The organism is Streptomyces sp. XM4193, assembly GCF_023072595.1.
Taxonomy (GTDB): domain Bacteria; phylum Actinomycetota; class Actinomycetes; order Streptomycetales; family Streptomycetaceae; genus Streptomyces.
In genome coordinates, this window is sequence record NZ_JALLGK010000001.1 from 84,689 (window position 1) to 97,384 (window position 12,696).

Genomic DNA, 12,696 nt, shown 5'->3' on the forward strand with positions numbered 1-12,696 from the left:
GAGTTGCGCATGGCCACTGAATCCCCGACACACTGGATCAGCAGCAGCCACAGCGGCAACGGCGGCGGCAGCTGTGTGCAATGGGCACCTGCCACCGCGACCACCGGAGTCGTACCGGTACGCGACAGCAAGGACGTACGGCGGCCGGGCCTGTCCGTCGACACGCGCGCGTGGGCGGTTTTCATTGGACACCTCAAGTCGCTCTGAGCGAGGAGGAGTTGCTCATGTCCACCGAGTCCTTGTCCTACTGGATCAAGAGCAGCTACAGCGGCAACGGCGGCGACAACTGCCTCGAATGGGCGCCGTCGGTCGCGGCGACCGGCGTCGTACCGGTGCGCGACAGCAAGGACGTACGGAGGCCTTCGCTTGCGGTGTCCGCGGAGGCATGGACGCTGTTCGTACTGCACCTCAAGTCGTAGCGTCGCGCGGCCAGTTGTCGTGGCCGTCTGTATGAGCGTCAACGGAGCGAGCCCGTGATGAACGAGGAACGCGGCCGTCCTCTCCTGCTCCCGTCGCCCGGCGGGGACGGCGAGGGCTGGGAGCGTGTCGAGGCGGGTGAGTCCGGTGCTCGGGTCTTCCGCAGCACGAAGGGCGACCGGTACGCGAAGTGCGTCCCGCCCTGCTCCGCAGCCGAGTTGGAGGGCGAGCGCGATCGTCTCGTCTGGCTGGGAAGCCAGGACGTGACCCCCGGCCCCCGGGTGCTGGACTGGCGTTCCGGCGATACGGGCGCATGCCTGGTGACCAGCGCGGTTGCGGGCGTGACCGCCGACCGGCTGTCCGCCCGGGAGCTGAACGGCGCCTGGGCCGGCATCGCCGACACGGTGCGAGCGCTGCACGCCGTTCCCGCGTCCGAGTGCCCGTTCCGGCGGAGTCTGGGGACTGTCGTCGACCTGGCGGCCGAGGTCGTGGGCCGTGACGCCGTGAACCCCGAGTTCCTGCCGGTCGAGCAACAGCAGTCGCCGCCAAGGGAGTTGCTGGCCCGGATTCAACGTCAGCTGCCGGAACGTCTGGCACAGGAGACCGCTGACACGGTGGTCTGCCACGGCGACCTCTGCCTGCCGAACATCGTCGTCGATCCGCGGTCCCTGACCGTGTCCGGCCTCATCGACCTCGGGCGTCTCGGGGCGGCCGACCGCCACGCCGATCTGGCGCTGCTGCTGGCCAACTCGCGCGAGACCTGGCCGGACGAGGAGTGGGCCGTGGATGCCGACAGGGCGTTCGCGGATCGGTACGGCCTCGTGCCGGACCCCGAACGCCTGGCCTTCTACCTCCACTTGGACCCGCTCACCTGGGGCTGAACCGCACTCCCGCGCCCCTACGAGCCGGCTGCTTCTCCTTCTGCCGCCGCTGCCTCCGCCGCCTCTGTGTCCGCCGCCTCTCCTTCCGCCGCCCGGTCGGAGGCGCTGCGGAGTACGCAGAACTCGTTGCTTTCGGGGTCGGCGAGCACCGCCCAGCCGGTGCCGTCGGGGTTGCGGCGGTCGGCCACCAGTTGCGCACCGAGCCCCAACAGCCGTTCCACTTCCCGGTCGCGGGAGGTCTCGGGCCGCAGACAGAGGTGGAGACGGTTCTTGACGGTCTTCGGCTCCGGAACCTGGTTGAAGTAGAGGACCGGCCCCTCGGCCAGCAACACGGCCGTCTCCCGGGACCCCGGCCCGTCCTCCGGGTCCAGCGGGCGTCCTGTCACCGCGCTCCAGAACCGGGCCAGTTCATAGGCGTTGGCACAGTCGATCGCCACGTTCTGCAGTACCGAGACCATGTGTCTCAGCCTCCCGCACTCCCGCCGGGAGTTCCACCGAACCCGACGATCGACCGTACGCGGAGGACCCGCCCGACGCGCCACACGAGACATCCCGCGTCACCCGTGCCACGCCCGACTCTCCACCACGCCGCCCCGCCCCTCCACAGTCCGAAGACCGGCGGAAGGCGGGGCGGGCCGGGCCGGGCCGGGCCGGGCCGGGCGGGCCGGCGGGGCGTACGCGCGTGGGCTACGCCTGGCGGCGGACCTCCACGGTGCGGAAGCGGTTGGCGACGTAGGCGCCGTCGGACAGCGCGGCGTTGGCGGCCGGGTTGCCGCCGCTGCCGTGGAAGTCGGAGAACGCGGCCGTCTGGTTGACGTACACGCCGCCGGTCAGGTTGAGCGAGAGCTGTGCGCACTCGGTGAGGCAGGCGTCCTCGATCAGCTTCTCGGCGGCGGCGTCCGTGGTGTAGCCGCCGACCGTCATGGCGCCCTTCTCGCGGATCGTGCGGCGCAGCAGCGCTACGGCGTCGGAGGTCGAGTCGACCGCGACGGCGAAGGAGACCGGGCCGAAGCACTCGTTCAGGAACGTGTCGGCGGCGTCCGCGGCGGCGCTGTCCAGCTTGACCACCACAGGGGTGCGGACGGTCGCGCCGGGGAACTCGGGGTGCGTCAACGCCCGTGATTCCAGGGCGACTTCGCCGAGCGAGGCGGCTTCCTTGACGCGGCCCTCGACGGCCGGGTTGACGATCGCGCCGAGGATCGCCACCGCGCGGGCGTCGTCGCCGAGCAGTTTGTCGACGGCGGCCGCGAGGTCGGCGGTGACCTCGTCGTAGCTCTTGTCGCCCTGGTCGGTGGCGATGCCGCCGCGCGGGATCAGCAGGTTCTGCGGGGTGGTGCACATCTGGCCGCTGTAGAGGCAGAGCGAGAAGGCCAGGTTGGCGAGCATCCCGCGGTAGTCGTCGGTGGAGTCGATGACGACCGTGTTGACGCCGGCCTTCTCCGTGTAGACCTGCGCCTGGCGGGCGTTGGCCTCCAGCCAGTCGCCGAACTCGGTGGAGCCGGTGTAGTCGACGATGCGCACCTCGGGGTGGAGCGCGAGCTCCTTGGCGATGCCCGTGTTCCCCGCGGCGCCGTCCTCACCCTCGCCCTCGGCGACGAGCGCCACCAGGTTGGCGTCGAACCCCGCCTCGGCCAGCACCTCGCGGGCGACCCGTACGGTCAGTGCGAGCGGCAGCGCGGCGTGCGGGTGGGGCTTGACCAGGACGGCGTTCCCGGTGGCCAGCGAGGCGAAGACGCCCGGGTAGCCGTTCCAGGTGGGGAAGGTGTTGCAGCCGATGGTGAGCGCGACACCGCGCGGTACGGGGGTGAAGCGCTTGTCCAGGTGCAGCGGGTCGCGCTTGCCCTGCGGCTTGGACCACAGCGCCGTGTCGGGCGTGCGCACCTGCTCGACGTAGGCGTAGGCGACCGCCTCCATTCCGCGGTCCTGCGCGTGCGGGCCGCCCGCCTGCATCGCCATCATGTACGCCTGCCCGCTGGTGTGCATGACGGCCTGGGCGAACTCGTGCGTACGGGCGTTGATCCGCGCGATGATCTCCAGACAGACCGCCGCCCTGGCCTCCGCTCCCGCCGCGACCCAGTCCGGCATCGCCGCGCGCATGGCCGGAATCAGTACGTCGGGGTTTGCCCGCGGGTACGTGATGCCCAGCTCGATGCCGTACGGGGACTTCTCGCCGCCCACCCAGCCCTCGGTGCCGGGCTGGTCGATCTCGAAGCGTCCGCCGAGCAGTGCGTCGAAGGCCGCCTTGCCCTCGGCCGGACCGAGCGATCCGTGCTCCTCGCCGTACGCCTTGGGGTGCTCGGGGTGCGGCGACCAGTACGCCCGGCTGCGGATGGTGTCCAGCGCCTGGTCCAGGGTGGGACGGTGCTTCTCGATCAACTGCGGTGCGGTGAGCGCGGCGGCCATCAGGGACCATCTCCTCGTCGAGCGTCCGGGGTGACGGGTGGGCGGGGGCTGTGTTCCCCGGCTAGAGTAACCGAACGATCGGTCGGGACAAGAGGGTCCGACGAGTCGCACGCAGCGGGGCCGGTCCGCATGCCGCAGGTCCGTGTGCCACCGGTGCGGCCCTCGGCGCTAGCTGGCAGCGTCCCGCACAGCGACAAGCCGGCACGAAGCAGCAGACGCGAGGACAGCAGGGGGCAGGATGCAGGGCACGCTCGGGACGGTCGCGGTCGTCGGCACCGGCACGATGGGACAGGGCATCGCCCAGGTCGCCCTGCTGGCCGGTCACCGCGTACGGCTGCACGACGTGGCGCCCGGTCGGGCCGCGGAGGCCGCCGAGGCGATCGGCCGACGGCTCGACCGGCTGGTCGAGAAGGGCCGGCTGAGCGAGCCGCAGCGCACCGAGGCCGCCGCCCGGCTGCACCCCGTACCCGACTCCTCCGACATGACGCAACTCGCCGACGCCGAACTGGTGGTGGAGGCCGTACTCGAGGAACTCGGCGCGAAACAGCAGCTGTTCACCGCTCTGGAGCAGATCGTCACCGACGACTGCCTGCTCGCGACCAACACCTCCTCCCTCTCCGTCACCGCCGTCGCGGGCGCGCTGCGCCGCCCCGGACGCTTCCTCGGACTGCACTTCTTCAACCCGGCGCCGCTGCTCCCGCTGGTGGAGGTGGTGAGCGGACACGCCACCGACCCGGCCGCCGCCGACCGCGCGCACCGACTCGCCGCAGCCTGGGGCAAGACCCCGGTGCGCTGCGCCGACACCCCGGGATTCCTGGTCAACCGGGTCGCCCGCCCCTACTACGCCGAGTCCTTCCGCCTCCTCGAGGAGCGGATCGCCTCCCCCGCAACGCTCGACGCGGTGCTGCGGGAGAGCGGTGGCTTCCGGATGGGCCCGTTCGAACTCACCGACCTCATCGGGCAGGACGTCAACGAGTCCGTCACCCGCAGCGTGTGGGAGTCCTTCTTCCAGGACGTGAAGTTCACCCCGTCCCTCGCCCAGCGCCGCCTGGTGCAGTCCGGCCGGCTGGGCGCCAAGTCCGGGCAGGGCTGGTACGACCACGGCGAGCACGCCGTACGCCCCGAACCGCAGACCGCGCAGCCCTGCCCCCCACCCGACAGGGTCGGCGTACACGGCGGACTCGGCCCGGCGGAGCTGCTGACCGAACTGCTCGCCGAGGCGGGCATCCCGGTCGACCGGGCGACACCGGAGGACCACAACAGCCCCCATGCGTACGGCGGTTGGCTGCTGCTGCCCGGCGGCGGACGGCTCTGCCTGGCCGACGGCCGCGCCCCCGAGGGACGGGACATCCACTTCGACCTCGCGCTCGACTACCGCACCGCCACCCGCATCGCGCTCGCCCCCGCCGACACCGTCCCGGCGTCCGAACTGGCCGACGCCATCGGCCTGTTCCAGGCACTCGGCAAGCAGGTCAGCGTCATCGAACCGGCACCGGGAATGATCGTCGCCCGCACGGTCGCGATGCTGGTCGACTTCGCCGCCGACGCGGCCGGACGCGGAATCGGCACCCCCGAGGACATCGACACCGCCATGCGCCTGGGCGTCAACTACCCGCGCGGGCCCCTCGGCTGGGGCGCCGCCCTCGGCTGGGAGTGGACCGTCGACGTGCTGCGCCATCTGCACACCGAACATCCGACCGGCCGTTACGCACCCTCGCGTGCCCTGCTCCGGCGAAGGAGCGCAGAATCATGACCATGCCCAAACGCGACACCTACACCCCGGACTCACTGCTCACCGTCGCGGTGCAGGTGTTCAACGAACGCGGCTACGACGGCACTTCGATGGAGCACCTGTCCAAAGCGGCCGGCATCTCCAAGTCCTCGATCTACCACCATGTGCGCAGCAAGGACGAGTTGCTGCGCCGCGCCCTCAGCCGCGCCCTGGACGGACTCTTCGCGATCCTGGAGGAACCGGGCGCCGGCGAGGGCCGACCCGTCGCCCGCCTGGAGTACGTGACACGGCGCACGGCCGAGGTGCTGATGGCCGAACTCCCGTACGTCACCCTGCTGTTGCGCGTACACGGCAACACCGACACCGAACGCTGGGCGATGGCGCGGCGCCGCGAGTTCGACCACCAGGTCGCCGAACTCCTCAAGCACGCCGCCGCGGACGGCGACCTGCGCGCCGACGTCGACCTGCGACTGGCGACCCGGCTGCTCTTCGGAATGATCAACTCGATCGTGGAGTGGTACCGCCCCGAACTCGGCTCCGTCTCCGCCCGCGAAGAGGTCGCCGAGGCGGTGGTCAAGCTCGCCTTCGCCGGCCTGCGCACCTGACACCCGGCACCCGGCACCCGGCACCCGGCACCCGGCACCACGGTGCGCGTCGTATCGACCGCAGTGTTCCGTCCTCTTCACAACTCCGTTGCCATGACCCCGAGTTGAGATTCCCGGAGCGCCACAACGCCACCGAATTGAGCACGTATTTCGGGTCCAGCCGAAACGCCCGATATTGCCGCTCACGCTCGAACTCCTCTTGCCACTCGCTCACCCCGCCCCGATAGCCTTGCCCTTCGACCGGGGGACCATCGCGGACGGGAAAGATCATGGACAGCCAGAACAAGGGCCGGGGAAACGACGAGCAGTGGCTCGGCGACGACGATTTCCTGGAGTTCACCCAGAACGACCCGGTGGGCGCCAGAAACCTGCGACTCACTCTCGAAAAACTCGCCGAGGGCGGAGCGGGAGAGACCACCCAGGAAATGGCCCGAGAGGTGCTGTCCGGACGCATCGGACTCCGCCAGGCGGTCACCGTGCCCGCGTACTCCGAGGCACTCGTCCAGGGGATGCAGCCGTTCAAGGAGAAGTGGGAAGAACTCTCCGACTCCGAACGCGAGGAACTGGCCGCACAGGGACAGCGCGACTACGAGCAGCAGGAACGCGAACTCCGCGAGGAGCGCGCCGCCGAGGAACGCAAGCGCAACGGCGGCAACCCGCCCCGCCACAGCGGCGGTTGGACGCTGTAACAGCTCGCCGTCACCACACGCCCCGCACGCCCGGACCGACCGCACCCGCGACCCCCGGTGGACCCGAATGAGCTTCAAGGTCAACGCAGCAGACATCAAGGCATACGGCGAAATGATCGGCCGCGCCAAGGACGACATGTCAGCAGGCGCGAACCACGTACGCAAAGAGGACAACGAGCACAACAAGATAAGCGGAGGCAGTCAGCTCTGGAAAGGAATTCTGACCCAGCACAAGAGCATTTGCAGCAGGGTCGAAACAGCACTGAATCAATACGAAAGGGTGCTCGCGAGCTCAGCCCAGGAGCTGAGGAAATCCGCCGATTACTACAGGAGGACAGACGAGGAAGAGGCTCGAAAGGTCGATTCCACCTATCCTGGTGGACTCTCCAAGGTTCCCAGCCCGAGCCCCGGAGCGAATACCCAGGGCTTCAACGATCGCGAATCCGCACGGGATGCACTGAACAAGGTCGAAGGACACTTCGAAGATCGATACGAAGCGGTTGTCGGGGCCCGCTCGGACAGCCTCAGCCAGAATCTGGCCAATGGACGTGCGCTGGGAGCACTCAGAGACGGCGTGGGGTTCGTGCTCGACCTGACAAGTCCATCCACCCTCCTCAACGAGGGCCTGAAGCTCGCCTTCGACTTCGACGTGCTCGACGAGTTCGCCCAGATGATCGCAGGTGACTGGGGGAAGTTCGCTGACGTGGAGGCGACCTGGGAGCGCATCGGAAACCTCTGTGTCGCCGTGGCGAAGAACATCGAGTCCGGCAACGAGACTCTGAGCACCAGCTGGCAGGGGAAAGCAGCTGCGTCCGGCTGGCACTACTTCAACGGACTGACACAGCAACTCAACGAGTTCGCGGATGCTTTCGATCGCCTGATTGCCAACTACGAGGCCCTGGCCACCGATATCGCTGCATTTGTGAACTCGCTCAAGCTGGCGATCACTCTAATCCTCGACAAGGCCATCGAGGTTGCGCTGAAGGCCGCGGTGGCCGGAGCCGCCGCAAGCACGGGAGTGGGCCTGGTACTGACCGGAGCCTCAGCCGCTTCCATCGCCCTGGACATCGTGCAGATGCTGGGCAGGTACACGGAAGTGGTGCTCGGTCTCAGCGCCCTCTTCGCAGTGCTCAACACCATCGAGGGGTCCAGCACCAGCGATCTGGAGAAGGAGCTCTCGAAGATCACGAACTTCCCGACTCCCGGCAACAGTTACGACCACCGAGCGGTCTGAGGCCACCAGCGGTCCCACGCCCAGGGCCTGCGCATGGCAGGACAATCACGGGGCGCCCTGGTCTGCCGTGGCACCGATCGTGTCGGCACCACCGCGGGCGCAACTCACCGTCTGGCCCACGCGCGGCCGGCGAGCCGGTTGTGCACGAAGCAGGGGATCAGCACCGCGGCAGCGAGGAGCATGAGCCTCATCGACCAGACCTGCTCCGGGTCACCGAGCGGAACCACGAGCATCGCCAGCAGCACGGCCGCCCCGGGCAGCCCCGCCAGGAGCGCGGTCAGGCGCAGTCGGGGCCTGCGAAGGACGCGCCCGTCGAGGGGTCGGACCTGCGGGCAGCGTTCCGCGGGGAGCCGAGGCACCCGCTCCCCCTCGGGCATCGATTCCGACGGCACCGACGGCGTACGGCCGCGCAGGGCACTCCCGTCGGCGAGTACGAACACAGCGGAATCGAGTGCGGGACGGCCGCTGTCACGCATCCTCGGTCCGAGGCTGCGCGGAGCATCGCCGTGCTGCACTCCGACGGAGGACGGTGACGGTCCCCGAACGGCCCGGGGTTCCCAGTAGAGCCATCCTTCGCATCCGGAGAGAGTCTCGGCCACACGGTCGGTGTCGACCCAGCGTTCCAGCAGCAGCTCGCGCTCGCCGCCGCGGAGCGAGGTCAGAACGAGTACCCGCCCCTTGTTGAAAGCGGACTTCCGGTGGCCGCTGACCCGTACCCGCAGTGCACGAGCCCGTCCGTTGTGCACGGCGGCAGCCACTGGCCCCCGACCTGCCCGGTCGGACCTGCGGGTACGCACCCACCACCATCGGGCGCCGGCCACCCCTGCCGGCACGAGAGCGAGCAGCAGCGGCTCCGGGCTCCGGCTCCAACCGCCGCTTCTCTCCTCCAGCTCGCCGCGGCTCAACGCCATGATCGCGTCGCCGGAGGCCACGTCGGTTCTGTACCTGGCCCAGACCTCGTCGCGGTAGTGCACGGACACACGTTTGTGGGCGTGCGCGATGGTCCCCTCCAGATACCGGCCGGAGCCGTCGGGCTTCGTGTTCGCCCTGATGCGGAAGGTCCGTTGCGCAGTCGACACCCTCGTCGTGTCCACCCGGAGCACGGTGACTTCGGCGACAGCCGTGCTCGCGGCACCGCGGACCCGGTTCTCCGGTCCCGTCGTCTGGGCCGCCGATCCCGCAAGCACCACCACCGGCACCGTGCACAACCAGAAGAGCACGGCGGTGCGTTGACGTTTGCGGTCCGGCCACCCTGCCGCCGGCTCCGCCGCAAATCCCTGCGGTCGCAGTGATGCGGACCCACATCCGGCGGGTTCGCGGCGAACCGGCCTGCGCAAGGCGAGGGCTCGCAGTGCCGCCCCCAGGCACGCCACAGCGAGCATGGCCAGCAGATCCCAGCGGGGAAGCGCCGCGGCGTACCGCGCCAGCAGACAGACGGTGAAGCCGAACACTCCGGCCAGCGCCAGCCACGCCCCTGCCGTCGCCCCACCGGGGATCCGCCCCTCGGCGGACTGCGAGGCATCCGACCTCGGCTCGCCACCGGACACATCCGTCGACGCACGCCGGATCACCGCCGGGCTCCCGAACCGGTCGCAGCGCGGTAGGAGGCATAACCCGAAGCCATGACGACCGCCCAGGGGAGGAAGGTGTAGAGCTGCCAGTACGTCGTGAGGTCGCCGAACGGCAGGGCCGACAGGGCGAGCAGCATCAGCAGACCGGGCATCCAGAGGAGCACTGCACGCGGACGAAGGGCGGGCAGACGGAGGAAACGCGGTTCCAGCGGGCGCACTTGGGGGCACTCGTCGGGATGCCGCCGGGGAACGATTCGACCCGCCGGCATCGGCCCGTCGAGCGTACGGGGCGTACGGCCGCGCAGATAGCGCCCGTCCGCGAGGACCAGCACGGCGGAATCCAGCGCCGCAGGGCCGACGTTGGCGCGCAGACGGCCGAGAGTGAGGAGGTGCCACGCCTTGCGAAGGGCGGTCTTCGGCGGAGTGTGACGGTCCGCAGCGGTGCGGGACCAGTAGAGCCAACCGCTCTGTCCCGCCAGCGAGTTGGCGACGTGTCGCGGGTCGGACCAGCGGCCGAGGAGAAGTTCGCGCTCGCCCTCGGCCGCAGTGAGCACGAGGACGTTCCCCTTGTTGAGCGTCGCAGTGCGTACGCCGGTGACGCGCACTCGCAACGCGCGGGCTCGTCCGGTGTGGACCTGGAGCGCGACCGGTTCCTGTCCTCTGCCGTCCAGACTTCCCCTGCGCAGAAGCCGCAGGAGGACGACGAGGACGAGAGCGGGCATGAGAGCCGAACCGAGGTGTCCGGGGTTCCTCGTCCAACCGCCCGCCCAGTCCTCCAGCTTGCTGCGTTCGGTCGCGAACACTGCCTCGGTGGGGGACGGTGAGGAGGCGGGTACGTACATCGCCCAGATCCGCCCGCCCTCGACCACCGAGATGTTCTGAGCGCGGCGGATGGTCCCCTCCAGGAGCTGTCCCCGACCGTCGGCCCGCGTCTTCGCCGTGATCTCCACGGTCGATATCGAGGTGCTCTCCCCTTTGGCCCTGGTACGTGGACGGTGCGTGGTCGTCTCCTCCCGAACGACAGTGACTTCGGCGATCCTGAAGTCGCTGCTGCGCACCCGTTCCAGAACACCCGTGGTCTGCCCCGCGGAAAGCGCCAGCAGGGTGACCGGGACGGCGCAGAGCCAGAAGACGACCGCAGCCGTCGCGGACTTGTGGCGGGGCCACCACAGGCGTTGCTCGGCACGGAAGCCCGGCGGCTGCGACGGTGCGTCGGGGCGCAACTGCCGGGCCGGGTCCGAGGAGTTGAGCACTCGGGCGCGCAGGGCGTGCATCCGTATCGCCGCCCCGACGCCCACCACCGCGAGCATCGCCAACAGATCCCACCGCGGCAACACCGTGCTGAACCGCACCAGCAGACAGACGGTGAAACCCACGACCCCCGCCAGCGCCGTGTACGAACCCGTACGCGCACGCCGACGCAGCCGCGCCTCCTCGTCCGCCTGCACCGACACCACCCGCATCAACCCCGCTCGCCCCGCCGATTCACTGCCCAACGACCGTAACGACCCCCACCGTCCACGCGGACCGGCGGGCCTCTCAGCGCCCCCTCAGCGCCACGAACCGCCGCGAACCGCGCCGCGCTCAGCGCCCCTCAGCGCCCCTCAGCGTCGTGAGCCGCCGTGGACGGCGGCGCGGTACGAGGCGTATCCGGAGGCCAGGACGGTGAGCGTCAGGAGGACGGCGTTCGTCGGCCCGTCCTCGGTGAGGTCGCCGAGCGGGACAGTGAGCATCGCCAGGAACGTGGCCACCGCGGGCAGCGCCAGCACAACGGCGAGCGGGCGCACCCGGACCGCACGCAGGACGTGCCGCTCGACCGGCTGTGCCTCGGGACACGACTGCGGCCGGCGACGTTCCACGGCCCGGCCGGGGGCCATCGTCCCGTCGAGCGTTCGGGGCGTACGACCGCGCAGACAGCGTCCGTCCGCCAGCACCAGCACGGCGGAATCGAGCGCCCTCGGACCGGTGTTGGCACGTCGCCGGGCCAGGGTGACTGTGGCCCACACCCGGTCGCGGAGGGTCTGGGCGGCGGCGGGTGCGCCGTCCCGTGCCGTACGGCCCCAGTAGAGCCAACCGTTCTGCCCCTGAAGGCGGTGGGCGACGTGGTCCGGGTCGGCCCAGCGTTCCAGCAGCAGTTCGCGTTCGCCCTCGGGCGCGGTCAGCCGCAGGACCCGTCCCCGGTTGACCGAGGCTCGTCCCACGCCGGCCACCCGCACCCGCAGGGCCCGGGCCCGTCCGGTGTGGACGGCGGCTGCCACCAGGTCCTGGCCCGGTTGGTTCACGGCGCCGGAGGCGACCAGCAACCACCGCACCCCGCAGAGCAGTGCGGGGACGAGGGCCACCTTCCAGATGCCCCGGTCCGCGGTCCACCCGCCGAGCAGTTCGTCGAGCTTGCCGCGGTCGGTGGCGAGGGCCGCCTGCCGGGAGGTGCTCGCCGGGTCGTACACGATCCAGACCGCGTCCCCCTCGACCAGGAGCGATTCGCCTTGTGCGTCGACGATGTGCTCACGACGAATCGTCCCCTCCAGCGCGCGTCCGGTGCGGTCGGCCCGGGTGTTGACGCGCAGGTCGTAGGTGAACACCGAGTCGCGGTGCCCCCCCTCGAAGACCTTGGGCTGGTGGGCCTTCCTCGCCTCCACATGGGTCACGGTGCCGCGGACGACGGTGTGGTCACTGCCCCGGACGCGGTCGAGGACCGCGGTGGTGTTCGAGGCGGAGTAGGCGAGCAGCACCAGCGGCACGGCGCACAGCAGCAGGACGACCGTGCTCTCCATGCTCTTGCGGTCGGGCCACCACAGACGCTTCTCGATACGGAAACCCGGCGGAACGGGCGGCACGTCCGGGCGCAGCATGTGCCGCGGATCAACGGAGTTGAGCACTCGGGCGCGCAGGGCGTGCATCCGTATCGCCGCCCCGACGCCCACCACCGCGAGCATCGCCAACAGATCCCACCGCGGCAACACCGTGCTGAACCGCACCAGCAGACAGACGGTGAAACCCACGACCCCCGCCAGCGCCGTGTACGAACCCGTACGCGCACGCCGACGCAGCCGCTCCTCCTCGTCCCCGTCGGCCGCCGTGCGCATCGACCTCACTCGCCCCACCCATCACGTACGTCCCGCCGATTCGCTGCCCCACGACCGTAACCACCGCCGTCGCCCGCA

The 12,696-nt window shown here is 70.2% G+C and carries 13 protein-coding genes; 8 read left to right on the top strand and 5 right to left on the bottom strand.

Annotation, left to right across the window (positions count from 1 at the left end):
* The first annotated feature begins 9 nt into the window (after positions 1–9).
* From MTQ01_RS00320 to MTQ01_RS00330, 3 genes are read left to right on the top strand one after another with little or no spacing between them, the layout of a single operon-like run.
* Complete coding sequence (locus MTQ01_RS00320; RefSeq protein WP_247486266.1) at positions 10–207, top strand: DUF397 domain-containing protein; 198 nt, start codon at positions 10–12, stop codon at positions 205–207.
* A gap of 17 nt (positions 208–224) precedes the next feature.
* Positions 225–419, top strand: coding sequence for a DUF397 domain-containing protein (locus MTQ01_RS00325; protein WP_247486267.1), 195 nt, complete (start codon positions 225–227; stop codon positions 417–419).
* A 57-nt stretch (positions 420–476) separates the two neighbouring features.
* Entirely contained in the window at positions 477–1,298 is an 822-nt protein-coding gene (locus tag MTQ01_RS00330; protein WP_247486268.1) for an APH(3'') family aminoglycoside O-phosphotransferase, read from the top strand.
* Between the two features lie 17 nt (positions 1,299–1,315).
* Here the strand turns inward: MTQ01_RS00330 and MTQ01_RS00335 are convergent, their stop codons facing one another.
* Both MTQ01_RS00335 and paaN read right to left on the bottom strand, forming a co-directional pair.
* Entirely contained in the window at positions 1,316–1,756 is a 441-nt protein-coding gene (locus MTQ01_RS00335) for a VOC family protein (protein WP_247486269.1), read from the bottom strand.
* Between the two features lie 229 nt (positions 1,757–1,985).
* A complete protein-coding gene (paaN, locus tag MTQ01_RS00340) occupies positions 1,986–3,701 on the bottom strand; it encodes a phenylacetic acid degradation protein PaaN (RefSeq protein WP_247486270.1) in 1,716 nt (571 codons plus the stop codon).
* A gap of 238 nt (positions 3,702–3,939) precedes the next feature.
* On the opposite strand from paaN, the gene MTQ01_RS00345 reads away from it, so the two are divergent.
* From MTQ01_RS00345 to MTQ01_RS00360, 4 genes are all read left to right on the top strand, one after another.
* Positions 3,940–5,454, top strand: a complete 1,515-nt coding sequence (locus MTQ01_RS00345; RefSeq protein WP_247486271.1) for a 3-hydroxyacyl-CoA dehydrogenase — start codon at positions 3,940–3,942, stop codon at positions 5,452–5,454.
* Positions 5,451–6,038 (top strand): TetR/AcrR family transcriptional regulator, encoded by a 588-nt coding sequence (locus MTQ01_RS00350; protein ID WP_247486272.1) that lies wholly within the window; start codon positions 5,451–5,453, stop codon positions 6,036–6,038. Before MTQ01_RS00345 ends, MTQ01_RS00350 begins: the two co-directional genes overlap by 4 nt.
* Before the next feature lie 269 nt (positions 6,039–6,307).
* Positions 6,308–6,727, top strand: coding sequence for a hypothetical protein (locus tag MTQ01_RS00355; protein WP_247486273.1), 420 nt, complete (start codon positions 6,308–6,310; stop codon positions 6,725–6,727).
* 67 nt (positions 6,728–6,794) lie between these two features.
* A complete protein-coding gene (locus MTQ01_RS00360; protein WP_247486274.1) occupies positions 6,795–7,961 on the top strand; it encodes a hypothetical protein in 1,167 nt (388 codons plus the stop codon).
* 104 nt (positions 7,962–8,065) lie between these two features.
* On the opposite strand, the gene MTQ01_RS00365 is transcribed toward MTQ01_RS00360, so the two are convergent.
* Positions 8,066–9,040: a hypothetical protein gene (locus MTQ01_RS00365; RefSeq protein ID WP_247486275.1), complete on the bottom strand. Its 975-nt coding sequence runs from the start codon at positions 9,038–9,040 to the stop codon at positions 8,066–8,068.
* 7 nt (positions 9,041–9,047) lie between these two features.
* Here MTQ01_RS00365 and MTQ01_RS00370 point away from each other — a divergent pair, with 7 nt between their 5' ends.
* Positions 9,048–9,194: a hypothetical protein gene (locus tag MTQ01_RS00370; RefSeq protein ID WP_247486276.1), complete on the top strand. Its 147-nt coding sequence runs from the start codon at positions 9,048–9,050 to the stop codon at positions 9,192–9,194.
* Positions 9,195–9,528: 334 nt separating this feature from the next.
* Here the strand turns inward: MTQ01_RS00370 and MTQ01_RS00375 are convergent, their stop codons facing one another.
* Both MTQ01_RS00375 and MTQ01_RS00380 read right to left on the bottom strand, forming a co-directional pair.
* On the bottom strand, positions 9,529–10,986 hold the full coding sequence (locus MTQ01_RS00375; RefSeq protein WP_247486277.1) for a hypothetical protein: 1,458 nt from the start codon (positions 10,984–10,986) through the stop codon (positions 9,529–9,531).
* 150 nt (positions 10,987–11,136) lie between these two features.
* Positions 11,137–12,627, bottom strand: coding sequence for a hypothetical protein (locus tag MTQ01_RS00380; protein WP_247486278.1), 1,491 nt, complete (start codon positions 12,625–12,627; stop codon positions 11,137–11,139).
* Positions 12,628–12,696 lie beyond the last annotated feature (69 nt).

Excerpts from the sequence above, each read along its gene's own strand:
- MTQ01_RS00325 (WP_247486267.1), top strand. The coding sequence starts at position 225 with ATGTCCACCGAGTCCTTGTCCTACTGGATCAAGAGCAGCTACAGCGGC.
- MTQ01_RS00320 (WP_247486266.1), top strand. The coding sequence starts at position 10 with ATGGCCACTGAATCCCCGACACACTGGATCAGCAGCAGCCACAGCGGC.
- MTQ01_RS00335 (WP_247486269.1), bottom strand. The coding sequence starts at position 1,756 with ATGGTCTCGGTACTGCAGAACGTGGCGATCGACTGTGCCAACGCCTAT.
- MTQ01_RS00330 (WP_247486268.1), top strand. The coding sequence starts at position 477 with ATGAACGAGGAACGCGGCCGTCCTCTCCTGCTCCCGTCGCCCGGCGGG.
- MTQ01_RS00355 (WP_247486273.1), top strand. The coding sequence starts at position 6,308 with ATGGACAGCCAGAACAAGGGCCGGGGAAACGACGAGCAGTGGCTCGGC.
- MTQ01_RS00345 (WP_247486271.1), top strand. The coding sequence starts at position 3,940 with ATGCAGGGCACGCTCGGGACGGTCGCGGTCGTCGGCACCGGCACGATG.
- paaN (WP_247486270.1), bottom strand. The coding sequence starts at position 3,701 with ATGGCCGCCGCGCTCACCGCACCGCAGTTGATCGAGAAGCACCGTCCC.
- MTQ01_RS00360 (WP_247486274.1), top strand. The coding sequence starts at position 6,795 with ATGAGCTTCAAGGTCAACGCAGCAGACATCAAGGCATACGGCGAAATG.
- MTQ01_RS00350 (WP_247486272.1), top strand. The coding sequence starts at position 5,451 with ATGACCATGCCCAAACGCGACACCTACACCCCGGACTCACTGCTCACC.